The following is a 24999-nucleotide window of genomic DNA, read 5'->3' as shown; positions in this document are numbered from 1 at the left end:
ATAATCTCCTGTTATAAGTCCATTGTATAGTAATACTTTGTGTTAATTTATGAGATGTAAAGAGAGGTCTTTCATTAGGTTACTAAACCTATTAGAAGCCTCTTTCTTTATGTTTTTTGTCATATGGGCATAAATATCCATAGTAGTATTAATATCACTATGTCCTAGCCTTTCTTGTATCTCCTTAATATGAACATTAGCTTCAATCAATAAGGAAGTGTGTGTATGTCTAAATGAATGTGGTGTAACTTGCTTATTAATTGATGTCTTCTTAAGAATTCGTTGCATTCTAATTGATAGATGCTTAATTGTTTTAGGATATCCTTCATTATTGGCAAATATAAAACCATTGTCGTTATAAAAATGCTTTTTATCTTTCATTACCTTTTCTTGTTCTTTTTTATGCTTTTTGAGCAAGTTGACGAGTAAAATATCGATGGTTATTGTCCGAATAGAACCTAGAGTTTTGGGTGTCAATAATTTGAATTTTGATTTGTTGTTCGTTGGATTATAATAAGTTTTAATAACCCTTAATGTATGATTTTCGAAATCGATATCAGACCATTTTAATGCGATCATTTCTCCAATCCTTAACCCTGTATATGCTAACATTGTAAAAGCTAATAAGTCACCTTCTAGGCCATCATTCTTTGTTACCGTAAGAAATTCTTCTAGCTCTTCTTTTTCAAGAAACTTATCGAATAATGAATCCCCTTTTTCGAGGTCAGAAACATTTATTTTTTTCTTGGGTAATTTGATTTCTTTGGTGGGTATTTCACTAATCAATTTAAGGGAAGATGCGTATTCAAAGACCATGTTTGCTGACGTATGGATACTTGAAATATAATTAGAACTAAATTGATTTGAAAGTTTATCGATTGTATCTTGATATGATTTCTTAGTGATCTTTTGGATGGGGATTTGCCCATACTCCTTAATTATATGTTTTAATGCAATACGTCTTGCTCTTAAGCTGCTCTCTTTTGCATCTTGGCTATAATGCCCTTCCCAGTCATTACAAACCTCTTCAAACAGCATTTTTGAAGGTTGGATATATTCGTTCTGGTGTATCTGCCTTTCAAATAAAGCTGCAGCAAGTTTTGCATCTTTTTGTGTAGAGAACCCTTCTTTACTTTTCCGTATATCTTTCCCTGTTATAGGATCGGTACCTACATAAACTCGATATCCCCAGCTAATTCCTTTTTTAGTTTTTTTCTTGTATATTCGAGCCATTCCTTCACCTATTCAAAAAAAGTTTTTAGTAATGTTTTAATTTTTTCTTTATCTTGTATAGAGAGTACTCTGTCTTTGTAAAATAAATCTATATCTGATTCAATAAGTAAATGTAAGTCAATATGATCCTTATTTGAAATGGGACTAGAAGATTTGATGTTCTTTAAAGATTTTAGTTGTGCTCTTTGTTCATCTAATTCTTTTAAAGTGAAGCTATATTCTTTTATTTTCTCTGCTTTTTCCTGGAAGGATTCATCTGAAGGCTTATCTTCATTTTCTAAATAACCTGCTAAAAACATCAGGTCGGAATAACTAACCTTATAAAATCTTGCAAGTTTTTGTAGAACTTCTGGATTCGGCTTTCTTTGTTTTTTTGTTCTGGGATCATAACCTTTTTCTAATGTACTTAAGTAAGTATGGCTTATACCTGTTCCTTCTTGAACCTCTCTTAAGGAAAGATTTCCGCGTAAATCCTTTAAAAAATCACCAAGGTAATTCATTTTATCCCCCTTTTCATAAGAATCGATACCCTTATTGTACATCATGGTTGACAAAGAAGCCAAGTTCATTGTACATTAGTTTCAGATATTTGTAAATCATGGTTAACAAAAAGGAGGAGGATGGGCATATTTAAATTGTATACAATACTCTAATCGAAGAATGAATAAGGTTTACACCTTTTATTTTTTAAAAAATATGTAAACCATGAATTACTAATTGGGGGGGTAAGGTGGAATGTTAGATATTAAAGTTGATGAAAACACTATTAAAATGTTAGTTGAAAAGGCAATTAGTGATCGAGTAGATGAGATAGTAAAACAAAAGTATTTTCTTACCTATAATGAGTTATCCTCATATTTAAATATTAGCAAACCAATTATTGAGGAGAGGTTAATAAAAAGCGGCCTTCCCTATTACAGGGTAGGAAGTAAATATCTATTCAAAAGAGATGAAATAGATGATTTTTTAGATAATATGACCGCTATGATGACTACAACTAATAGAGATATAAAATTTTTCAATAAGTTAGTAGAAAGTACTACTGGAGAAAAAAAAGGGTCTTCTGCTGAGAAAAGAACTACATTTAGTAGCTTAGCACTTTAATGTATGGAGTATAAGCAGTTGGAGGTGTGATTATTGCAGGCTGCTATTTTACAAGATGAGAAAAAACTGAATTCTTTACTAGTGGAAACGAAAAATCAAGAAGATTTTGATTCAGAAGAAGGCATGAAAATCCCTAAACCATTTGTTATTGTGAATGGATCACTTTACAAAAGAGAGATAAAAAGAGAAGAAACTTTAAAAATGATTTCTCGTAAAGTACCTACTATTACAAAGGAATTTCTAAATATTGAAAAACCACATGTAATGTATGAAATTGAATGGAATGAACGCAATAAAAAAGTTAAGGAAATTGTACCGGCATCTACAATAGCAATTAAGAAAGAATTATTAGAATTAAGCTTAAAAGGCTTTTCAGTTAATGAAAACAATGCTAAACCGCTAATTGAATACTTAGATCTCTTTTTAAACTGTAATGTAATAGAACAGTATGCTGCGGTTGAAAGATTGGGTTTGATAAAGAATCACTTTGTTCATCCCTTGTTAAGAAATGATATTGAAGTCGTAGCGGGGGATGAGGGAGACTATCAGCTTAAAGATGGATTCGAAATTAAAGGAACGAGCAATAGTTGGAAATTAGAAGTGTTCGAACGAATAAAAAATTATCCAAAGGCGGTTTTTTTTGTACTGGCTAGCTTTGCAAGTGTAATTATTAAAGACTTAGGTATTCAACCATTTATAGTTGATTTAAGTGGTGCTACGTCACAAGGTAAGACAACTACTTTAAAGGTAGCAGCTAGCGTTTGGGGTAATGATGGGTTAATAAATGAATGGAATGCGACTAAGGTGTCAATAGAACGTAAAGCTGCCTATTTAAATAGCTTTCCATTACTTATGGATGATACGAGAAAGGCAGATGATAAAGTATTGAACATAATTATTTATCAATTTTCGGGAGGGAAGTCTAAGGGAAGAGGTAGTTTGAATGGAAATCAAAAAGAGTATACCTGGAACAATATTTTATTGAGTACAGGAGAGGTTTCATTAAACGAGTATGCTAAAAATCAGGGCGGTGTAGCAGCCAGGGTGATTCCGCTAGTAGACCAACCATTAAAAAGTAACCACGCAGATATTATGCAATTAGTGGAGGGAGTAAGAAATAATTATGGGGCAATCGGTATTGATTTTTTAATACTATGGTTGAAAGAAAAAAAAGAATTAATACCTGAATATCATAAGGTTAGAATGCACTTTATAAATAGAGCAAAAAGAAATGAAGTACTAAATAGGTTGGCTGGGTATTATGCAGCTGTGTACTTTACGGGAAGTATATTAAAAAAATATCTTGGAATCAATGTGAATTTAGAAGCACTGTTATATTTATTTGAAGAAATAGCATACGAAAATAAATCAATTGACATGCCAATGCAGTTTTTTGAAGAAATATTAACAGATTTAGATAGTAATCGATTAAGTATTTATTACCCAGGCTCTTACAAACCTAATATGATGAATGCTATTTATAGAAACAAAACTCTATATTTACATCCAAAGTATATTAAGAGCATGTTAGGTGTAGAAGAAAGACAAATAAGAAAGGAATGGTTAAAACGAGGATTAACGGTAGGTAAATCAGAAAATGGCTCTTTTGTTGATTACAAGTCAATTAAGCATGAAGGACAGACCTACCGAGTCGTTGAAATAAATATGGATTATGTAAATAAATTAGGATTCGATTTTAATGATAATAAATACCAAAGGTAACCCTGTTTTTTTCGTGGTTACAATGGGTTACAAGAAGATTTGGAAATTGTAACCCGATAAATATATGGAATAGTATAAGCTTGAGAAGCAGAGGTTACAAAGTTACATAAAAATAAATACAGTCTTAATAAATGTACTTAAAAAGATTGTTATAAGATATAAAAATTAATCTTAAAAAAATGTGTAACTTTGTAACCAAAAAAGAGCAAACAGTTGATAAATCAAAGGGAATCTAGGTTACGTATATTTTTTAGTCTTGTATCTTTTGTAACATTTTATCGGTTTAATATTGTGAAGGAAGGTTGTGCGAAATGATTTCTTTCAAATTATTTGAAGGTGTGAAAAACGTGATTATTGATTGATCACGAAGTCGTTAAGAAGACGGAGTGCCCATTTATACACTGACAGCTGTCAGTCAGTGCAATGGGTTTTTTCGTAAACGAAAAAGGTACGTTCAGCTTGCTGAATAACCTTCGGGAAAAGGAGGATAAAACAATGAGTGAATTTCCAAAACTACTAACGATATCAGATTTAACTACAAGATGGAAAATGCCACGACAAAGTATACACGAAAAAAAGCTAGAAAAAGATTTTCCAAATCCCGTACAATATGTCTCAAAAGGAAGAACGGCTTTGTATTTAGAAAGTGATATAGAATTCTATGAAAAGGAAAAGCCATGGATTACAACTCCAGAGAAAAGAAGAAGAAGACAAAGGTTCATTTGGTCACTAATAAACAAATGAAAACAGAATGAGTCCAAGAGCTGTTTAACGCAGCTCTTTTTTATTTAAAAGCAGGTGAATTTAATAAGTAAAGACTGCACCTATACTATGATTAATAAGTGCAGTTCTTATTAGTAATTGAGTTTGGATATTAAAAACCCATATATATTTGGAGGTTATATATTTAATTGATCATATTGATCTATGCTATAAAGAAAAACATTGGGATCATAGTCAATTGAAAGGACTTCTAGTAATTTTTTTGCTATCGATGTAGTCATCGTTGTTCTTATGTTCCTTTCAAGATCACTTATAACAGCCCCAGAGCAAGCAGTTGCTCTAGCCAAGGCTAGTTGGCTCATGCCAAGTTTTTTACGCTTGTCAACTATATCCTCAATGCTAATCAAGTCAGTTATATTAATTATTGCTTTTTCTCTATCCAGGGATTTATATTTTAGGTATTTTTCCTCAATGTATAAATTAGTGTCGATGTATAGCCAATCTAAAATAGCTAAAATTTGTCTTTTTCCACTCCAGGCTAACTCGTAGAGATGATCTTCACTTTTTGATGTTTTTGTTACCTTGGGTTTTAATTCAATGAAGCTTACTGCACAATGGTTACAAATTACTTTACGAATACCTTCCAAGAGGCTTTTGGTTCCATAAAAAACTATCTTATTACTATAAGTATCTATTGTACCGTCACCACAAAAAATACCTCTACAGAAATGTCGTGCAAATTCTAAAGGGATTGTGCTTGGATAAATAATATCAAAGGTTTTATTAAAAGATTGGGGTAGTTCTAATTGAATTCGAACAAACTCTGCAAAAATTTTTGAATACACTACAGCCTTATTTTGATACAAAATACGTGTTCTTCCTTTATAGGTGTATATTCTTGAATCGAGTCTAAGGATATCAGTACTTTCTATATGGAATAAAAAAGATTCTAGAATTCTATAAGATGATGCTTTTAACCCTATACTGATGCCTATTAAATCGCCGGTTACCGCTTTTTTTAAAAAACCTCCGTCTGATGCAAATAAACCCAAGAAATAAACCTTATCTGCAGTATCGAGTATTGAGAAGTAATTCACATTACAAGTATACTTACGATGATCCTGTCTTGATTCAATAGTTGGCTGATATTCTTTGATTTCTACCTCATTCTTATGTAAGAGTCGTATTATAGCTCCTGAACTAACATTAAAATGTGCAGCAATAGTTTTCGTAGGGATATTTTCTAAATACATCTTTAAGATGATGGGCTCATCATCTTCAAAAATCTTTTGTGTTCCTTTTGGCCTTAAGGCTATTTTGTTTTCGTGTAATATTTTTAATATTGTCTTATAACAATGTCCGTACTTTTTTGCGATTACTTTAGAACTTATACCATAATCCACATATTCAATTAATATCTTTTTTATATGGGATTGAGAAAATGTTTTTGCTCCATTGTATTGAAACCCTGCTACATGATTTTCAAGAATATTAAGAATATTCTTTAGAGATATTTCTAGTTCTTCACTGATTTCATTGATAAAATAAGAACAATTGTACATTGCTAGAACATTTTTCATCTTGTAAACACCCCTAATTACCAGTGTATACATAATTTGGATTAGTAAATCATTCTACAATGAAAAATCCTTATTCTTTGATGGGCTGTCTAATATTTAGTATCCGATTAGTATCCGGTAGGGTTTGTTATTAATAGTTTTCATAAAGTGTGTGGAATTTAAAACGTTGATTTATAAGGCTTTTTGGCATATGTCTTTAAATATTTATAGGGTTAATAAATGGGCGGAATGATGTAATAAGGGGATTGAATTCCTGTTATATCAACGTTTTAAAAGCTGTAATTGTCAATTTGTCCGCGCGTTTGTCCGCACAAGTAAAAATACACGGCTAAAATTAAATAATTACCGTCTATAAGAGAAGGTCTTTCATTAGTTTACTAAACTGATGAGAGGCCTTTTCTTCCATATTGGCGGTCATATGAGCATATATGTTCATTGTGGTATTTATATCTGAATACCCAAGGCGTTGTTGAATCTCTTTTATCCCCACTCCTGCTTCTATTAACAAGGAAGTATGGGTATGGCGGAATGAATGAGGTGTAATATTCTTATTTATCTCAGCTTTCTTAAGAAGTCGTTTAATCCTCACTTCAATAACCTTCCTTAGTTGAGGGTGTCCATCACTCCTTGCAAAGATAAAACCCTTATCATTGTATATTTGTCTGTTTTTCATTTTAGATTCTCTTTGCACAATTCTATGTTTTCTGAGCATGCTTACTAGCATTTCATCAATTTTAATAGTTCGGACTGAACCAGTTGTGTTTGGGGTCAAAAGTTGATATTCTCGGTAATTATTATTAGGATTATAAAGAGTTTTGGTAACTCTTAATTTACTTTGTTCCAAATCAACATCTGCCCATTTAAGAGCAAGCAGTTCCCCTATACGCATTCCAGTATATGATGAGGTTGGTAAAAAAGCGAGGGCTAATATCAAAGGTAAACTTCTATAATAGCCACGAAACATTCGAAACGGTGTCTGATATAACAGAAAAAATTAATCCAACTAATATTGATCCTTTCAATTCAAATATGCAAAAAGAGGCTCAAAAAAACTCACCTAACTTTTTAAAACCAGAAAAATCTATTAAAACACAGTTCTATTTTTCACCTGGTGAAATATATGAATCAAAAATGTTTTTAATCAAAACGATTAGACCGGCAAAAAAGTCTGTATCAATCATAGATAAGTATTTGGACTATGAAGTTTTGGAATTTTAGAAGATCTTCCAGACGATATAGAAATAAATTTACTTGCCTTATATGAAACGAAGAGTTTTAAAAGACTTTTTGGACCCTTTGCTATTAATAGGGAGAATGTAAACGCAAAGAAAAATAATCGCTGCCACGATAGATTTATTATTTTAGATAGTAATGAAGTGTGGCACTTAGGAACCTCTCTAAATTCTTTTGGTAAAGATGCTTTTATGATTACCAAGATAATCGAAGTACAAGCCAAACAAAAGTTTCTAAAAGATTATAATGACTGGTGGAATACTGGATTAAACTTTTAATTTGCACTAATTTTGTGTTTAAAGTTTAAAATGAGTTGCTCGCAATACGGCAATTCACTTTTATGTCATATCAACCGACTACTTGTATTATAATACCTCTTGTTTAAAAAAGTACTGATTAATTTCCAGGTACTTTCTCTGAATCTCTTAATTTTTTTTATCCCTCCTACATATATGTAGCGGTCATCTTTAAAATAATTTATTCTGTTTTATATTCAATATCTAAATTCGGTCTTTTAAGTTTTAGGATATAAAAACTCCCGAGGGCCGCTCCTATACCTAATGCTTTTTCAAGGAGTTTCCTTATCGCATCCCCAAATGCTTTACTTACTTCACCAAGGATCTTAATTGTAAAGAAGTATAATTGTAAATAGAACTTGAAGAGATATCTAACCACTTACCAGAAAAGTAAAGTTTTTTGTTGTGTTTCCTGTACGGAGTTAATAGTTTAATGTAAAAAGCCCTACCCAAGAGGGGCTTTTTATTTAATCTTCCCAAACTTCGTTCATTAGATCTTCAATTTCTTTTCTGAGTTTTTCAGTTTGTTTTTTTAAAACTGTAACTTTATCTTCATTTATTTCCACTACATCACCTGTTTTTGCGAACTTTGGAAACAATTCTTTAGGGAAGTCCTTTGTGGTACCACCAATTTCAACTACAGCAATCTCTCCCTCAAATCGATCAATAATTCCACGCATTATCTCACTGTAGTACCGTTTGTCGTGAAGATGATATGACCACTTTTATCTGTTCTATACGTAGTTACCTTAGCCGATTTAAGTCTACTCAAAATGGTACTTGTAGGATGCCCATAGCTGTTTTTGTCAACAGATATTACTGCGTATTGTGGCTTCACTGCTTTTAAGAAGTTGCTACTTGATGATGTACTAGCGCCATGATGATCCACTTTCAAAACATTCGCGGTTAAATTTTGTTTTGAGGTAATCATGTCTGTTTCGGATTTACTTTCTGCATCACCAGTAAATAGGAATGACTTTTTATTATATACAAGCTTTAATACGGCGCTCCAATTATTTAAGTCACTAGCAATATAGGATTTTAGTGGTGCAACAAAGCTTCTCGTTATCCCTTTAAGAGGAATCCTAACGCCTTTTGATGCTGTTTTAATACTTAAACCTTCACGTTTAACGGCGGATAAAAATTCTTTATAAGCTAGTGTTGTATGGCTTACTTTAGGGGAATAAACAGATTTTACTTTGTAGGCTTTGAGTACCTCATCCAAACCACCAAGATGATCTGCATCTGGATGAGTGGCGATCATAATTTCAATATCACCTACTTTTTGCTTCTTTAGATATGCAACGACATCACTGCCGTCTATGTTACCAGCATCAATGATGACATCTTCCCCGATAGGTGCTTTTATGTATATAGCATCACCTTGTCCAACATTAATAAAGTGAACTTTCATCTCTTTTGGTAGCTGTATTAGAAGGGTGTACAGCTACTAAACCGAACAATAAAATGATTGTAAGAATGAAGAGACCTAGGTAAATGAGACAAAGGAAAAAACACCCCTTAAGTCGTAATTATTCTATGACATACAGGGGGTGTTTTTCTTATGGGGAAGAACAATAATTTTTACTCATATGAGACAAAAATGAAAGCAATTGAACTGAAAATGTCAGGGCAATATTCCAATCGTGAAATAATGGAGGAGTTGGGGATTGTAAATGACTCTCAGATCAGGATTTGGATGATGTGGTACAGAAAGGGAGAAATGTATCGTTTTTCTCATTCTCAACCTATTGGTAAACAGTATAGCTTTGGAAAAGGACCCGAGGGATTGACTGAAGTTGAGCAGCTAAAGAAAGAGAACCAGCATTTACAGATTCACCTGGAGATATTAAAAAAGTACAAGGAGATCGAAAGGAGTTGGTACCAGAGGTTGTTTTAGAGCTTGTAGAGGACTTAAAAAGAAAATATACCATTTCTACCATCTGTGATTGCATAGGGGTTCCACGTGCCACCTATTACCGTTGGAAGAAACGAGGAGCTTGTAAACCAAGTGAATTAGAACTTCAAATTAAAGAGATTTGTGAAAAACATAAGTTTCGTATAGGTCATCGGACTGTTAAGGCATGGCTTAAAAAAGATTTTAAAGTGGAAGTTAACCGGAATACTGTTCAAAAAGTAATGCAAAAATATAACCTGCAATGCCGAGTAAAACCAAAGAAGAAGGTTGAATTCTCAGGAGAGAGCCATATTGTGGTTCCGAATCGTTTGGAACGTAATTTTAAAGCATCTAAACCAAATGAAAAATGGGTTACAGATATAACATATCTTCCATTCGGACAATCCATGATGTACCTATCTAGCATTATGGACCTTTATAATAATGAAATAATTGCTTACCGAATAAGTTTGAGCCAGGACGTAACACTTGTATTGAACACCTTAAAAGACGCTGTTCAGAATCGAAACGTTGAAAATGTAATAATACACAGTGATCAAGGTGCACAATATACATCTAGAGCTTTTCAATCGCTAGCAAAAGAAAAAGGCATTATCACAAGCATGTCTCGGAAAGGCAACTGCTTGGATAACGCCGTGATTGAATCCTTCCACTCTACCTTAAAGTCAGAAGAATTCTACTCTCAGCCACGAGAGTATCTTACAAATCCTATTGTAGTGGAAAAGGTTAAAAATTTCATCCAATATTATAATCAAATACGACTCATGGCAAAATTAAACTACCTGTCCCCAATTGAATATAGAGAACAGGTAGCATAGGTGTTTTTTTCTTGTGTCTCAAATCGATAGGTCAGTTCAGAATTATTTTCGTTTTTTCATTTTATCTCCTTATATTCAAAAATTTAACATATGGGTAGTTAATTAGATATACAAAAAAATTATTTTTCCTTATTAAATTTCTATGTGAAATACAACTGGTTTAACTTAATTTAAAACGGAACTGGTAAACGAAAATAATGAATCTGATGAAATAAATGTTTATGGTAGAGAAGTGGATACAAAGTCAATTATATTGGAAGAACTCGGTGTTCTTATAGGTAATAATAAAGAGATGACGGGGGGATTGATTTATATACAGATAGTATTCCTGGCGGTACTCTCAATGAGAAAAACCGCTCTATCCTTGGTCGGATCGGCGGTTTCTCATATCAGAAGAAAGGGCGACTAGCCTCTATTCATTTCAAGATCAGTAATAAATTTGTCCTTTTGTTGCGCACTAAAATTTTAATCTTGAGATAAATAAATCCATTTTTTTTCATCAAATTCTTTAATAATATAAGTTGAACCTATATTTTTTAAAATCTTATTGAAAAACTCTATATTGTCCTCATAATCATATAAGTCTTTTTGAATATATTCCTTAATAATGAAATTCGTCAATTCTGAAGTATTCACAAAGTCTGAAAAAAACGTTCTCAAAGTAATTGAATCTTCTTTTGTTAGAGCTTCATCATTAATTAATGATATTCTAAAAACATTTAGAACTTCATTAATGTCTTCTTCATCCATATAACATAAAGGGTCCATTTTTTTATCTTCTTCTGTAAAAGGACTTCTAGTATCCTCAATTACTGCATATGCTAAAATATTTCCGTCTTTTAATGCATGAAATATTTCTAAATCACGCAATTTTAAAATTCTCTGAAGTGATATCATCTAGTTTCCTCCTACCCAAATATTAATTTAGGTTGCGATAATAAAGTTGCTACAGTTACACCTACTAAAACTGCTATTGTTGTTAAAAATGTTACAGGACTTAATATTATATCTTTCCAAGACATTTTACTAACCTTTTTACGTTCTGCATCTAATTTTTTTTGTTTTTCTACCCCTTTTTTAAAATCTTCTGTCTTTTTCACGTTATTTTGCACTGTTTTTGGAACACCAGAGGAATCTAAGGTTTTATTATGACTTTTCCCTCCAGTAACTCTTTCAGCTCCTTTAATTTTTCCCTTTTCCACATGTACATGCCAATCATTATTCACGCCATCAATATGAGGCTTTTCAACACGGTATTTCCAACCAGCAGAACCCGGCACGTCTTTCATAGTAGCAGCTGAAGCATCAATAGGTCCAACACTTAAAACCATAGTTGAAAAGAATAAAACCAATACCATTAATAAAACGAAATTTTTTTTCACATTAAACCTCCCAAAAATTTGAATTACTTCAATATAATAACATATTATCATTTGAAATTTAATTAAAAATAGTTAAAAAATATTAATTTATTTCCGTATTTTAACTTTAGGCATTAAATATATCTATAAAAATAGATAAAATTTACTACATGTAGGTTGCTATATAGGCTAACCTGCTAGAAATTTTTATAGGTGTTGTAGTTATATTTGTAACTAATAGTGTTGCTGATAGAATTTGCAAAAATGGTATATATAAAAAAGCTTGTAATAAGTTAAAAAACATAAAAAATTTTTCTATAGCTGGTTTTACTCCTAAATAATTAATAAGCACCCCATTATTTAAATGGGGTGCTTATTTTATTACCTAAGTAATAAAATATTCCGGTTTTAGGAACGTTATAGTATCGTAATAACAATCCAATTATTATTACAATCGTTAAAAATAAAAATGCTAATATCATATTTCTTATATCCTTAGAAATCAAAATATATCTCTCCTTAAAAAAGTTGTTTAAGCTAAAATATATATCGTTGAGTTAGCTTGTTTTTTTAAGTGATAGTTTTTTTTTATTTAACATAACATCGAGGAAGGAAAAAAATCACTCACTTGAATTACTTTGACGATTATCTCAAACCACGGCAAAGACTATAAAATTCTTGATTTAATATATTTGATTATTCAGAAAGAATGAGTGGTAATCAGTCTGTTATTCATTGACTGTAATCATTAGCTACCTGGAAGTCGCATTATAAAGTATCTTCTTATTTTTATAACGAAAAGAATAAAACTAGTGAATATGGATTTATTTATGTTTTAAATCCATAAAACTTCTAATAGTGTTTAAAAAAGGCACGAATTTATCGCTATTAATAAATGTTAAAACAGCTTCTTCAAATAAAGGGGACACACCTTTAATATTTAAAGTGTTTTTATCGTCCACTGTATAAGCATTCATACTGACGAAGACGTAAACTCCACCTCTTATATAATCAGCAATTGTAATAAGTACTTCCGCGCTTAAATCAGGATCATCAAAAATAAACTTAGTTAATGCGTTAAATTCCATTTCTTGATTGTTTTTAAACGAAAGATATGAATACAATAATGAAATTATAGGGAGACCACCGCTTTGTGAAATCCCTAAAATGATTTTCTTCCATTCTTCTTTTGTCAGCAATTCAGCTTGATCTTTTTGTGTTGGAGCCTTATCGAACTTATCACTTAATAATTTTGTCAATTCAGTTTGATGTTGAGAAAGGTTTTTTTTCATATTTTCATCAAAAACAGTATTTAAAGATTCAATTCTTTGCTCTAATTTTTCGAATATATCTCTGTTACTGGTAGATTCTAATAAATTTGTTACATGCTCTATTTTGGTAGCCGATTCTTCAAGCTTCCTTGTTGAATAAAGAGTCGTTGAGCTTTGATCGAATGAATAAATAATTGCAATTACAGCCAATATAATAGAAATTATCGTTCCGGCAAAACTCCATTGAGTTAAGGTTGTTTCATAGTGACTTGTTATTAACCAAGTAAATAATAGAAATAAAAACCAATAGACTAGATCTTTTTTTGTAATCCATTTCAACATTAAAGCACCTTCCTATTTTTATTTAGTAAGTATATTTCTACAAATTATGGCAAAATACCTTTAAAATTGGAATTTTTTAATATACAACTTAGGTGAAAATCCCTAACCAACCATACGTTTACATAATCTAGTTACTTAGATGGAGGAAGATATGGTGAAGAAAAAACTAAAAGCTCAATATGATTTGGTTAAACCCTTATATGAATCTATGTGCCAGGAAATAATAAAACAGTTGCAGACACTTTTAAACGATAATGGCATAAAATTAGCTGTTCCTTTGGATTATCGGGTAAAGGAATGGGATTCATCAATTGCTAAGATAGAAAGGTATTCGATAAATATCGATGAAGTATCAATAGTATGATTATACTTGTTGAAAATGAGCTTGTTCCTTGTTTTTGATATCTTTGAATTAATACTCAGCCTAAAACATCGATACCAAGGTATTAATTATTACTTTGCAGGACAGTTTGCTTATGCATTTAGTAAAAAGCATGTTGAACGTTTTTTATTTGATGGTCATGAATAAATGAAAATTGGGAAGCATTAGAATTGTTTGATTCGAATATGTCTGCCTTTATGAAGACATTGGAAAGCTTCATTTTAGACATGAAAACAGAATCGTATGCCAGAGTTCAAGGATTGCTCCCAGCATACAAAATGGGAAACTCGATTAAAAATTAAATTATTAGTCCTTTTCTTATATTAGAAAAAAGACTGCCTATACAGCAGTCTTTCTTAATCTAAATTTAGGAATTCCAAGTATAAAATTTGTCTGCATTTTTTTTGAGTAATATTTAGAAAAATATTTGATTCTCTAAAATTTGTAATAAAAATCCTAGTGTTTTAACTATTTCGCACAATTAATAAAAAGTGATGAATGGGAGGCATGATGTAATCTGCCCCTCGAAGCCTTATATATATGGGCTTTGAAAAGGTTTGATAACAAAATGCTAACATCTTATAAGAGGCTTCTCATTAGTTCATTGAACTTTTGAGAAGCCTCTTTTTTCTTGTTGAAATTGAATTATTTGAAAAAGAATATGGATTCCTCCACAATAAAAAAAGAACCTAATGATACTATACTATCTCTACGGAAAAGACTAATCGTCTAATTAAGCAAGATCCATCAAAAACGAAAGGAGCTTTGCTATGAATGAAAAAAATCGGCAAATTGTATTAGCGAACAGACCTAAAGGCATGCCCGATGAGGAGACTTTCCATTTTATAGAACAGGACACGAAAGAGCTTGAGGAAGGGGAAGTTTTACTTCGTACGCTTTATGTGTCTGTTGATCCATATATGAGAGGAAGAATGCAAGATACAGAATCGTATATTGAACCTTTTCAGCTTGGCAACGTGATTGAAGGCGGTTCAATCGGAGAAGTGATAGAATCCAAGTCTGAAAATTTTCAACAGGGTGATATCGCTATTGGGATGTTTGGCTGGCAAACGCATTATGTTGCAAAAGAGAAGGAAATCAGAAAAATCGACCCTTCGTTAGCACCGATTACGACGCATTTAGGGATATTGGGGATGACGGGGCTAACCGCTTATTTTGGATTATTGGATATTGGGAAGCCCAAAGAAGGCGAAACGGTCGTTGTCTCTGGAGCAGCGGGAGCAGTCGGCTCTGTTGTAGGGCAAATTGCCAAAATAAAAGGCGCCAGAGTAGTTGGAATCGCGGGGGCGGAGGACAAGATTTCATTCTTGAAGGATCAACTGCAATTTGATGAAGCGGTTAATTATAAAACAGCTGCGGATTTGAAGGAAGCAATCGGCCAGGCATGTCCCGGTGGAGTTGATGTTTATTTTGATAATGTTGGCGGAGAGGTATCGGATGCAGTTCTGACGAAACTGAACCGATATGCACGCATACCTGTTTGCGGAGCGATTTCTTCTTATAACCTGGCAAGTGTGGATTTAGGGCCTCGTGTGCAAACCACGCTTATTAAGAAAAGCGCGCTCATGCAAGGTTTTACAGTAGGTAATTTTTCAAATAGGTTCCAGGAGGGTGCAACGCAGCTTGGGAAATGGCTGCAGGAAGGCAAGCTCAAATATCAAGAAACGATTCATGAAGGGTTTGAAAATATTCCGAATGCATTCCTTGATCTCTTTAAAGGTAATAATACCGGAAAGCTGCTTGTAAAAGTGGCTGACCGTCAATATGAAAAATAACGCATCAGACATGATTTTTTCATTATTGTTCGTTAGACAATAAGTTATCAATACGCAGACACTTGTTCAGTTCACAACAATAAAAAATCGATTTAAAATAAACCTGTTATAAGGCCATCCTTAGTTCTTTAAACTGATGGGTGGCCTTTTTTCCATGTAAGCAATCATATAACATTTTCATTTTAAGCCTTTCATCTATCAGAATATCGTACGTTTTGAACCTGTTTAGTTTTATGTGTAAGAGCTTGTACTCTTATATAACAAATTAAAATTCATAATAAGATGCATCCATTTTCATATCACGATTTAAATTCTATGTGGAGGAAATAGCGGGAAGTTGGAAGGCACCTGCAAAGATTATGCTTCTGCATGTAATTTGAAGTCCGCAAACTGCACCTGGCCGATTATTATTAAACACACCATATGCTGCAACTGAAATCGTGTCACAGTTCAAATCAGGGAGAGTGGTTGGTGGAGTTGCCGAACAACCAATAACATGGTCTACACATACTTTACCTGAACAACTTATACGTCCAAGTCCGGAATTATCTAAGGCTGGCTGACAAGCAGGGTCATTTCCTGTTGTTTCTAATCCTCCGCAATCACCTATTACTGATACGCTTCCAATGAACGGGATGCATCCTGTAACCCTTACTTGATATAATGGTACTGTTACAGGACCACAGTCAGTATCAACAGTCTTGTCGCATTCCTCTATATAGGTTCTTAATTGATTCGTATTATAAATTAACCTTATATCGTCAACCACGCCCATAAACCCTTCAGGAATTTCTGCCTCACAGCAAAAACTGACGTTTCGATTAACTGGTCCACACTGAGGGTCACCAGATTGATCAGGAGTAACTGGATTAAAATCCAAACACTCAGCAGCATCCTGTTTAGGCAGTGGTGGGAGCTGGTTTTTAACCTCACCCTTCTCGTTAATAAATTCTTTTGGCATTTTATTAACACCCCTTATGTTTATTCTTTAATATGGATATGCATATAACACCTTACTTGAGTGGACGAATGTAGTAGTTAGCAAAGGTATTTCCTTAAAAGCACAGCTTAAGAATTTTCATAATAATAGTATAATAATATCGAGGTGATAAAAGCATGAAGGATATAACCTTAAGCTCATTGCTGGATGTCATCGGGGAGTTATTTTCTGATGAAATCTCGATTGCGGTTTCGAATACGAATGAATATATTTATTATCGTCCCAGCAAGAGGGTGGATTTGAAGATTGCTGCTGGCGATCCTGTGAAGGAAGGGACGATTGCCTATAAGGCGCTGAAGTCGAAGCAGAAGGTTTCTGAGTTTATTAACCGGGATGTTTTTGGCATTCCTTATCATGGCATGGCGGTTCCGTTTTTACATAATGGCGAGCTTGAGGGCTGTGTGACGGCGATTTATCCGGCGCTGACCGATGGGAAGTCAGTTGTCACCCTGAAAACCCAGGATGGCTGGATCCCGGTTCCTTTTTCGAAAGTGATCCATATTGAGGCAAAAGATAAGAAGACCCATGTCTATACTGATGAAATATCGGGAACACATAAATACTCCCTGCAGGAATTTGAATATTTGCTTCCGAAGGATTCCTTTATCCGATGCCATCGTTCATTCATTGTGAATGTGAACCATATCAAGACGATTTATCCCGATACTCATTCCACTTTTCTGTTGTCGATGGATAATGGTGAGCATGTGCCGGTCAGCCAATCCTACTCCAGTTATTTTAGAAAACTGCTGGGATTCTGAGTTTTTCTGCTTTGGTACCTAAATTTGCTGTTTTGTCGGAATCTTTTGTCTAGTGTTCTAAAAACCATTTCTTGATAGTGCTAATGGGTAAAATGGTTATAACTATTCATTAAGCGAGGGATCGAGATATGGAACAGCAATTAGACCGAATTAGAGATCAGCGTCTGAAGGACAAAGTTGTGACTCCTGAACAGGCAGCTTCCTTCATTGAAAATGGAATGACTTTAGGCTTAAGTGGATTCACGCGTGCGGGTGATGTGAAAGCGGTACCATTTGCCCTGGTTAATAGGGTGAATGAAGATGAAAATTTTAAGGTTAATGTATATACCGGAGCTTCACTGGGCTCAGATGTAGATAAGCTGTTCGCTGAGGCAGGCATCCTCGGCAAAAGATTGCCATTCCAGGCAGATCCGACAATGCGCCGCGGCATCAATCAGGGAGACTTTCTATTTGTGGACCAGCATTTATCGCATACAGCCGAGCTGATTCGCGCGGATGTCATGGAAGTAGACGTCGCAATTTTGGAAGCGGTTGCAATCAGTGAAGACGGCATGGTCATTCCGACGACTTCAATAGGGAATTCCATGGCATTCGCCCAGAATGCGAAGTCGATTATCATTGAGATCAATACGGCCCAGTCAACAGAACTCGAGGGACTGCACGATTTATACGAACCAGGAAAACAGGGTGAAAGGAAGCCTATCCCGCTTACTAAACCAGACGATCGGATTGGAACCATCGGGATCCCGGTCGATGTAGACAAGATTAAAGGGATTGTGTTCACGAATCAGCTGGACTCACCTTCAACGATTGTTCCTCCGGATGAAGAAACGGTCGTGATGGCGCAGCATTTAATCGAATTACTTCGAAAAGAAGTTCAGAGCGGCCGGCTTACGGAAAACCTGGCCCCATTACAATCAGGGATTGGTTCTGTTGCCAATGCTGTTCTGCATGGAATGCTGGATTCAGAGTTTGAGAACTTGGAGGTCTATTCAGAGGTGCTTCAGGATGCGGTGTTTGACCTGATCGATGCGGGGAAGGTCAAATTTGCTTCCTGCTGTTCAATCACGCTTTCCGAGGGAAAAATGCAGCAGGTGTTCTCGAATTTTGAAAAATATCGCGAGAAGTTGATGATGCGCCCTCAGGAGATTTCCAACCACCCTGAAATCATCCGCCGTCTCGGGTTGATTTCCATCAATACAGCTTTGGAATTAGACATCTACGGAAATGTGAATTCGACTCATGTCCTCGGCACGAAAATGATGAATGGAATCGGCGGTTCCGGCGATTTTGCCAGAAACGCGCGCCTGGCCATCTTTGTCACTAAATCGATTGCCAAAGGAGGGAATATCTCAAGCATCGTGCCTTTCGTCTCACATGTGGACCATACAGAGCATGATGTCGACGTGATTGTCACCGAACAAGGGTATGCAGACTTGAGAGGCCTCGCACCAAGGGAAAGAGTACAACTGATTATTGAAAACTGTGCGCACCCAATGTACCGCGAGCAGCTGCGCGCCTATTACCAGGAAGCACTGCAAAGAGGCGGGCAGACACCGCATGTTTTGGAAAAAGCTCTATCATGGCATACCAGTTTTGCCAGCAAGGGTACAATGTTAGAAAAGTCGGCGGAAACGGTTCAAGTTTAATTTTTAACAATAGATGTGAACTCCCCAGCCATCTTGAGGTTGGGGAGTTTTTTATGTTCCAGCTCCTATCGGAGGCTCACAGGTCTTTTCCAAAAAGACAGGCATAAAAATAAGATGAGGGATATCTTGGGTGGTGTTAGGATGCATGAAATGTCACTTATGTCAGAAATCATTGAAATCGTTTCAGAGGACGCTGCTGCAAGAGGTTTTAAAAAGCTGGATCAGATTGATGTCATAGTGGGGGATTTATCCAATGTCCTGCCCGATGCCCTTGAGCTGGCGTTTCTCTTTTTTCAGAGACAGGAAGGCAGTTTGATTGACGAAGATAGCAGGCTGCATATTATTCGGGAAGAAGCAAAAGCCTGGTGCCCGGAATGCCGGTGTAATTTTCAGCCTGATTACAGGATTGCGCTTTGTCCGGAGTGTGGCATTCCCGGCAGCCTGCTGGTGAGCGGTGAAACGTTCAGGGTTGAATCTTATGAAGGAAGGGTTGAAGGCGATGAAAATTGAGCTTGGCGCAGATGTGTTAAAGGATAACAATCTAGCTGCCGTTTATAATAGAAAACTATTTAAAGATCACAAAACACTTGTCATCAATCTCATGAGTTCACCTGGTGCCGGTAAAACGACCCTGCTGGAAGAAACAATCAAGTCATTGCGCCACGATTTTACTGTGGCCGTAATTGAAGGAGATCTGGCCACGGACCGTGATGCGGAGCGCTTGCGGTCTTTAGGGGTAAAAACAATTCAGATTAACACAGTGGGAGGCTGCCATCTTGATGCGAGGATGATTGCCAAAACACTTCCAGAATTTGACCTGGAAGACATTGATATTCTCTTCATCGAAAATATAGGGAACCTGGTTTGTCCTTCAGGCTATGATTTAGGACAAGATTATAAAGTCGTCGTATTAAGCGTACCGGAAGGCAATGATAAAATCCCGAAGTATCCTGTGATGTTCAGGCGTACGGATCTGACGATTATCAATAAGGTCGATCTCCTTCCATATGTCTCATTCAGTGTTGAGGAAGCTGAAAGAGACTTAGAGACTATTAATCCTGCGGCAGAGCTGATGGTTTTGTCCGCGAAGACTGGTGAAGGTCTTGAAGGCTGGGTCAACTGGATCAAGGAAGCGTACAGGCAATGTACGGAGCAGTGAGCATCAGGGTGACGGGAAGGGTGCAGGGAGTTGGGTTTCGGCCATTCGTTTATTCCCTTGCGAAAAAATTTCAATTGACGGGAACCGTCCAGAATAATCTTGACCATGTCATGTTGATTCTGGAAGGAAACGAAGATGAGCTAGAAAAAGCCGTAGCAGAACTAAAAAATTCACCGCCACCTCTGGCAAAGATCGATAGAATTACCGCAACTCCAATTCCCCCTGTCTATTTTCAAGAATTTACGATCATCCCAAGCAAAAAAATAGATTCCTGTTCCTTACCATGGATTTCTGCGGATGCGGCGATTTGTGAGGATTGCCTGCGAGAAATGAAAGATCCATCCAATCGGCGATATCAATACCCATTCATCAACTGCACACAATGCGGCCCGCGCTACACAATCATCCAGGCCCTGCCTTATGATCGGCCATATACAACGATGAGTGAATTTACAATGTGTGAACAGTGCCATGAAGAATATGAAAACCCGTTGAACCGTCGGCATCATGCCCAGCCGATATGCTGTTCTGCATGTGGCCCAAGCATTGCTTTATTTTATCAAAAAGGGAAGTTGGCGGCACAGGATGAGAAGGCGCTTCTTGAGACAGGTGCACTATTAAGGAGGGGCCATATTGTCGGGATAAAAGGCATCGGCGGTTTTCATCTCGCATGTGATGCTTTTCAGGAGAGGGCAATCTTGGAAGTGAGAAAAAGAAAGAATCGTCTCTACCGTCCACTGGCCATTATGGCAAGGAATCTGGATGTAGTAAAAAAGCATTGTTATTTATCAAAAGAAGAAGAGGCAATGCTCACCAGTACAGTCATGCCTATCGTGGTGTTGCGGAAAAGAAAGGAAAGCACCCTTCCGGAAGTGCTGTCACCAGGATTGTCCACGATTGGAATCATGCTGCCGTATACTCCCTTGCATCACAGGATATTTGAAACAAGCGGACTCGAAAGTATGGTCATGACCAGTGCCAACCCTTCAGGACTGCCGATTCCTTACAGAGAAGAAACCATCGACGGCTATTTATATGATTTTCTATTAACCCACAACCGGGACATTCACCTTCCGATTGATGATTCTGTCGTACAGTTTGACGGTGAGCATATGCTCTTTCACAGGAGGGCACGAGGATTTGTGCCGGACCCTTTTCACACTCAATCAGAAGTTGATGGAATTCTTGCTTTTGGCGGAAATCAAAAAAATACCTTTGCGCTTGGGAAGGAAAAGGACATCGTGGTCAGTTCCTATATTGGCGATTTGGACAACGAAGAAATGATTCGTTTTTTTAAGGACCAGATCTATCACTATCAAAAATGGCTGGATGTTGAAGTGAAGCATATAGCAATTGATCAGCATCCACTGTACGCATCAACGGAACTGGCAAAAGAATATGATTGCAACATCATACCCATTCAGCATCACCATGCCCATCATGTTTCCTGTATGGAGGATAACGGCATCGAGGAACCTTGTTTCGGGATCATCCTTGATGGAACCGGCTATGGCGATGACGGGAATATCTGGGGATTTGAGTTTCTCTACGGCGATGCCGATTCCTTTGAACGTCTTGGCCATCTGGAATATACCCCGCTTCCAGGCGGGGAGAAAGCCGTGAAAGAAACATGGAGAAATGCAGTCGGAATGCTCTATCAATACTGGCAAGAAGACGGAATAGAGATAGCAATGAAGCTATTCCCTGACAAAGCCAATGAAATCAACATTCTAAAAAAGATGATCTTGAATCAAATTCACACCCCGATGGCAGGTACTTGCGGAAGAATATTTGATGCAGTCAGTGCGATTCTGGGAACTTGTTTAACTTCCTCATATGAAGGGGAAGCGGCAATCAGATTATCAGATTACATGATGAAAGAGATGGACCATCCAGCTGACACTTATCCATTCCATCTAAAAACAAACCAGGCAAATCAACTTCAACTAGACCTTTCCCCAATGCTCTCTCAAATCATCCAGGATCAATCCAACAGCGTCAGTACGGCCAAAATCATTCACACTTTTCATTCAACTATTGTTTCCTGCTGTGTGGAGATGATTGAAAGATTAGCAGAAAGAAACCCGCACCTGAACAGGACGGTCATGTTGTCAGGGGGCTCATTCCAGAATTTATTTTTAACGAAAGAAATCAAAGCAAGGCTCGTGGAAAAAGGGTTTGCCGTTAAGACGCATAAAAACGTTCCCTGTCATGATGGCGGCTTATCATTAGGGCAAATCATCATAGCTTCTCATGCTATTAAAAGTAAGGTGGTGGATCACTGTGTGCCTGGGAGTACCCGCAAAGGTGATGGAGATTGAGGAGCAGAAAGCTCTGGTGGATGTGATGGGGTCAAGGATGCATGTCGGGATCCTGTTTGTCCCAGAAGTGAAAAAAGGCGACTATGTATTGCTTCATGCCGGACAGGCGATGACCGTAGTAGACGAGACCTTTGCACGCGAAAGCATCGAGGAATGGAGGAATATTATAAATGGAAAGTTTGGAGACGCTCTCTGATCCGGCCCTGGCCCGTCAGTCACTGGAGGCCGTGATTGAACTGGCTGGAGAGTTTAAAAAGAAATTTGGAAGAGTGCCAGTATTGATGGAAGTATGCGGCTCACATACAATGGCTTTTGCCAAATCGGGGTTAAAAACCAGGTTGAAGGATCATGTCAGGCTGATTGCCGGTCCCGGATGTCCGGTGTGTGTGACAGACCAGAAATCAATTGATGCAATGATTCAATTGGCTGAAGGTTCCAACAGGATCCTGTGTACGTTTGGCGATATGATGCGCGTGCCTGGTTCCCGGGTGAGCCTGATGAAGTCAAAAACGGACGGCAAGGATATCCGGGTGATCTATTCACCATTGGACAGTGTGAAGATCGCCGAGGAAAATCCCAATAAGGAAGTCATTCTCCTCGGGATTGGCTTTGAGACTACGATCCCTATTTTGACTCTTGCCATTTGCGAAGCAGAAAGAAAAGAGTTGAAGAATTATAGTGTATGGATGACAACGAAATTGGTGGAACCAGTTATGAGAGCTCTTCTGGATTCAGGAGAGGTCAAGCTGGATGGCTTTATTTTACCAGGACATGTTTCAGTCGTCTTAGGAAAAAAGAGCTTTGATTTTTTAGTGGAGGATTACCAGGTCTCTGGCGTAATAACCGGATTCGAACCCGTGCAGCTTTTAAGCGGCATCTATAAATTGCTGGAGCTCCTTCTCGAGAATAAGCAGGATGTATTAAATGACTATCCTTCTGTTGTAAAAGATGAGGGCAATCTTCACGCACAAAAATTGCTTAAGCAATATCTGCAGCTCCATGATGAAGATTGGCGTGGAATGGGCACGATTCCAGAAAGCGGTCTTGTCCTTAAGAACGAGTACGCACAATTTGATGCAAAAAAGCGGTATGAAGTATCTGTAGGAGAGCCGAGGAAAACAAAATGCCGCTGCGGTGAAATCATCAGGGGATTAATCAATCCCGAAAGCTGTGTTTTGTTTAATAAAGGGTGTACACCAGCGCATCCGATTGGGCCTTGTATGGTTTCAACGGAAGGCACTTGTGCGGCACATTATCAATATATGAGAGGGGAATAGGCTTGGTCCAGAAAATTGGTTTAGCGCATGGGGAGGGCGGTGAACTTACCCACCTGCTGATTCAGGATGTGTTTGTTAAGTCATTTGGCCATGGAGTCCTGACGAAACTGGATTCCGCTATTCTGCCTGGGATGATCAATAATATGGCTGTGACGACCGATAGCTTTGTCGTGAATCCGATCTTTTTCCCTGGAGGCAATATTGGAAAGCTGGCGATAACAGGGACCGTAAATGATTTAGCTGTTTGCGGAGCAATCCCGCGGTTTATTACTGCAGGCTTCATTCTTGAAGAAGGGTTTCCGGTAAAGGACCTGAAGAAGATTGTCCAGAGTATGGCAGAAGAAGCGGAACGGGCGGGTGTCCATATTATTGCCGGTGATACAAAGGTTGTCGAAAAGGGAAGTGCGGATGGTCTTTTCATCAATACAACCGGCATTGGGGAACTGCAGGAGATGCACCGTCCAAATCCGGAAGAAATGAAAAAAGGGGACGCGGTAATCGTAAGCGGTACAATAGGGGATCATGGCGTCTCAATTCTTGCCGCCCGAAATGAACTGGGACTGATGACAGATGTCACGAGTGATTGTTCATCATTGAATCATCTTATTCAAAAACTCATAGATGAAATACGAGGGGTTCGAATCATGCGGGATCCCACAAGGGGCGGACTGGCCACTACCCTTGTCGAGATATGTGAAGACTTTCAGGTGACGATCGAGCTTGAAGAAGGCTCGATTCCAATACGGAAGGATGTCCAGGGAGCATGTGATATTTTAGGATTCGATCCACTTTATTTAGCCAATGAGGGGAAAATTGTGCTGATTGTAGAATCGAGTTTGGCAGAGAATGCGATGAAAATAATGAAACAAAACGAATTCGGCAGGGATGCTGAAGTGATTGGCCAGGTATCATCGCTGGAGTCCGGTAAACTGTTGTTGAGGACTCCTTTTGGTACAACACGCAGGCTGCAGCGTCTCTCTGGCATGCTCCTGCCAAGAATATGTTAATTATTCCTGGGCTACCGCATAGGATAGGAGGAAAGCTGCCTTAAGG

The 24999-nt window shown here is 36.8% G+C and carries 23 protein-coding genes and 2 pseudogenes; 15 read left to right on the top strand and 10 right to left on the bottom strand.

Going from position 1 to position 24999, the window contains the following annotated elements; all coding sequences use genetic code 11:
- Window positions 1-42 precede the first annotated feature (42 nt).
- Together M3593_RS22360 and M3593_RS22355 are read right to left on the bottom strand one after the other, a co-directional pair.
- A complete protein-coding gene (locus M3593_RS22360) occupies window positions 43-1233 on the bottom strand; it encodes a site-specific integrase (protein WP_251544877.1) in 1191 nt (396 codons plus the stop codon).
- Window positions 1234-1241: 8 nt separating this feature from the next.
- A complete protein-coding gene (locus tag M3593_RS22355) occupies window positions 1242-1733 on the bottom strand; it encodes a helix-turn-helix domain-containing protein (RefSeq protein ID WP_251488221.1) in 492 nt (163 codons plus the stop codon).
- 235 nt (window positions 1734-1968) lie between these two features.
- On the opposite strand from M3593_RS22355, the pseudogene M3593_RS22350 reads away from it, so the two are divergent.
- From M3593_RS22350 to M3593_RS22340, 3 genes and pseudogenes are all read left to right on the top strand, one after another.
- Window positions 1969-2271 (top strand): annotated as a pseudogene (locus tag M3593_RS22350) (excisionase family DNA-binding protein); the annotation flags it as partial.
- Window positions 2272-2454: 183 nt separating this feature from the next.
- A pseudogene (locus tag M3593_RS22345) lies at window positions 2455-4059 on the top strand (DUF927 domain-containing protein); the annotation flags it as partial.
- A 495-nt stretch (window positions 4060-4554) separates the two neighbouring features.
- Window positions 4555-4803, top strand: a complete 249-nt coding sequence (locus tag M3593_RS22340; protein WP_251544875.1) for a hypothetical protein — start codon at window positions 4555-4557, stop codon at window positions 4801-4803.
- A gap of 155 nt (window positions 4804-4958) precedes the next feature.
- On the opposite strand, the gene M3593_RS22335 is transcribed toward M3593_RS22340, so the two are convergent.
- Complete coding sequence (locus tag M3593_RS22335) at window positions 4959-6362, bottom strand: helix-turn-helix domain-containing protein (RefSeq protein ID WP_251544874.1); 1404 nt, start codon at window positions 6360-6362, stop codon at window positions 4959-4961.
- Between the two features lie 349 nt (window positions 6363-6711).
- Entirely contained in the window at window positions 6712-7296 is a 585-nt protein-coding gene (locus M3593_RS22330; RefSeq protein ID WP_251665136.1) for a site-specific integrase, read from the bottom strand.
- Window positions 7297-7334: 38 nt separating this feature from the next.
- Between M3593_RS22330 and M3593_RS22325 the strand changes: the two genes are divergently transcribed.
- The gene (locus M3593_RS22325; RefSeq protein WP_251665134.1) at window positions 7335-7580 is read left to right on the top strand and encodes a hypothetical protein; all 246 of its coding nucleotides are present in this window, start codon (window positions 7335-7337) and stop codon (window positions 7578-7580) included.
- 778 nt (window positions 7581-8358) lie between these two features.
- On the opposite strand, the gene M3593_RS22320 is transcribed toward M3593_RS22325, so the two are convergent.
- Both M3593_RS22320 and M3593_RS22315 read right to left on the bottom strand, forming a co-directional pair.
- Window positions 8359-8571: a DUF3006 domain-containing protein gene (locus tag M3593_RS22320; RefSeq protein ID WP_285848163.1), complete on the bottom strand. Its 213-nt coding sequence runs from the start codon at window positions 8569-8571 to the stop codon at window positions 8359-8361.
- Window positions 8571-9305, bottom strand: coding sequence for a ComEC/Rec2 family competence protein (locus tag M3593_RS22315; RefSeq protein ID WP_251544873.1), 735 nt, complete (start codon window positions 9303-9305; stop codon window positions 8571-8573). The genes M3593_RS22320 and M3593_RS22315 overlap by 1 nt, the downstream gene beginning before the upstream one ends.
- 150 nt (window positions 9306-9455) lie before the next feature.
- Between M3593_RS22315 and M3593_RS22310 the strand changes: the two genes are divergently transcribed.
- A protein-coding gene (locus M3593_RS22310; RefSeq protein ID WP_251544872.1) for an IS3 family transposase occupies window positions 9456-10627 on the top strand; the annotation gives its coding sequence in 2 pieces (ribosomal slippage) (window positions 9456-9744 and window positions 9744-10627; 1173 coding nt in all).
- Window positions 10628-11092: 465 nt separating this feature from the next.
- On the opposite strand, the gene M3593_RS22305 is transcribed toward M3593_RS22310, so the two are convergent.
- The 3 genes from M3593_RS22305 to M3593_RS22295 form a co-directional block, all read right to left on the bottom strand.
- Complete coding sequence (locus M3593_RS22305; protein ID WP_251544871.1) at window positions 11093-11524, bottom strand: terpene synthase; 432 nt, start codon at window positions 11522-11524, stop codon at window positions 11093-11095.
- An 11-nt stretch (window positions 11525-11535) separates the two neighbouring features.
- Window positions 11536-12009, bottom strand: a complete 474-nt coding sequence (locus M3593_RS22300; RefSeq protein ID WP_251544870.1) for a hypothetical protein — start codon at window positions 12007-12009, stop codon at window positions 11536-11538.
- 803 nt (window positions 12010-12812) lie between these two features.
- Window positions 12813-13601, bottom strand: coding sequence for a hypothetical protein (locus M3593_RS22295; protein ID WP_251544869.1), 789 nt, complete (start codon window positions 13599-13601; stop codon window positions 12813-12815).
- 151 nt (window positions 13602-13752) lie between these two features.
- Here M3593_RS22295 and M3593_RS22290 point away from each other — a divergent pair, with 151 nt between their 5' ends.
- Entirely contained in the window at window positions 13753-13965 is a 213-nt protein-coding gene (locus M3593_RS22290; protein ID WP_251544868.1) for a hypothetical protein, read from the top strand.
- Window positions 13966-14753: 788 nt separating this feature from the next.
- Window positions 14754-15779, top strand: coding sequence for an NADP-dependent oxidoreductase (locus M3593_RS22285; protein ID WP_251544867.1), 1026 nt, complete (start codon window positions 14754-14756; stop codon window positions 15777-15779).
- 313 nt (window positions 15780-16092) lie between these two features.
- On the opposite strand, the gene M3593_RS22280 is transcribed toward M3593_RS22285, so the two are convergent.
- Window positions 16093-16740, bottom strand: coding sequence for a hypothetical protein (locus tag M3593_RS22280; protein ID WP_251544866.1), 648 nt, complete (start codon window positions 16738-16740; stop codon window positions 16093-16095).
- A 155-nt stretch (window positions 16741-16895) separates the two neighbouring features.
- On the opposite strand from M3593_RS22280, the gene M3593_RS22275 reads away from it, so the two are divergent.
- The 8 genes from M3593_RS22275 to hypE all read left to right on the top strand — a co-directional run bounded on the left by M3593_RS22275 (window position 16896) and on the right by hypE (window position 24953).
- Window positions 16896-17540 carry a LytTR family DNA-binding domain-containing protein gene (locus tag M3593_RS22275; RefSeq protein ID WP_251544865.1) on the top strand — a complete coding sequence of 215 codons (645 nt, stop codon included), beginning with the start codon at window positions 16896-16898 and terminating at the stop codon, window positions 17538-17540.
- Window positions 17541-17668: 128 nt separating this feature from the next.
- Window positions 17669-19189, top strand: coding sequence for a succinyl-CoA:acetate CoA-transferase ScpC (locus tag M3593_RS22270; protein WP_251544864.1), 1521 nt, complete (start codon window positions 17669-17671; stop codon window positions 19187-19189).
- Between the two features lie 141 nt (window positions 19190-19330).
- Entirely contained in the window at window positions 19331-19699 is a 369-nt protein-coding gene (locus tag M3593_RS22265) for a hydrogenase maturation nickel metallochaperone HypA/HybF (RefSeq protein ID WP_251544863.1), read from the top strand.
- Window positions 19689-20348, top strand: coding sequence for a hydrogenase nickel incorporation protein HypB (gene hypB / locus M3593_RS22260; protein ID WP_144481323.1), 660 nt, complete (start codon window positions 19689-19691; stop codon window positions 20346-20348). Before M3593_RS22265 ends, hypB begins: the two co-directional genes overlap by 11 nt.
- Window positions 20333-22669 (top strand): carbamoyltransferase HypF, encoded by a 2337-nt coding sequence (gene hypF / locus M3593_RS22255; protein WP_251544862.1) that lies wholly within the window; start codon window positions 20333-20335, stop codon window positions 22667-22669. Before hypB ends, hypF begins: the two co-directional genes overlap by 16 nt.
- A complete protein-coding gene (locus tag M3593_RS22250; RefSeq protein ID WP_144481301.1) occupies window positions 22632-22865 on the top strand; it encodes a HypC/HybG/HupF family hydrogenase formation chaperone in 234 nt (77 codons plus the stop codon). The genes hypF and M3593_RS22250 overlap by 38 nt, the downstream gene beginning before the upstream one ends.
- The gene (hypD, locus tag M3593_RS22245) at window positions 22840-23946 is read left to right on the top strand and encodes a hydrogenase formation protein HypD (protein ID WP_144481302.1); all 1107 of its coding nucleotides are present in this window, start codon (window positions 22840-22842) and stop codon (window positions 23944-23946) included. The genes M3593_RS22250 and hypD overlap by 26 nt, the downstream gene beginning before the upstream one ends.
- Window positions 23947-23948: 2 nt before the next feature.
- A complete protein-coding gene (hypE, locus tag M3593_RS22240; RefSeq protein WP_251544861.1) occupies window positions 23949-24953 on the top strand; it encodes a hydrogenase expression/formation protein HypE in 1005 nt (334 codons plus the stop codon).
- Window positions 24954-24999 lie beyond the last annotated feature (46 nt).

This window comes from Mesobacillus sp. MER 48 (assembly GCF_023714225.1).
Lineage (GTDB): Bacteria > Bacillota > Bacilli > Bacillales > Cytobacillaceae > Mesobacillus > Mesobacillus oceanisediminis_A.
This window is presented reverse-complemented; position numbering and strand designations above follow the sequence as displayed.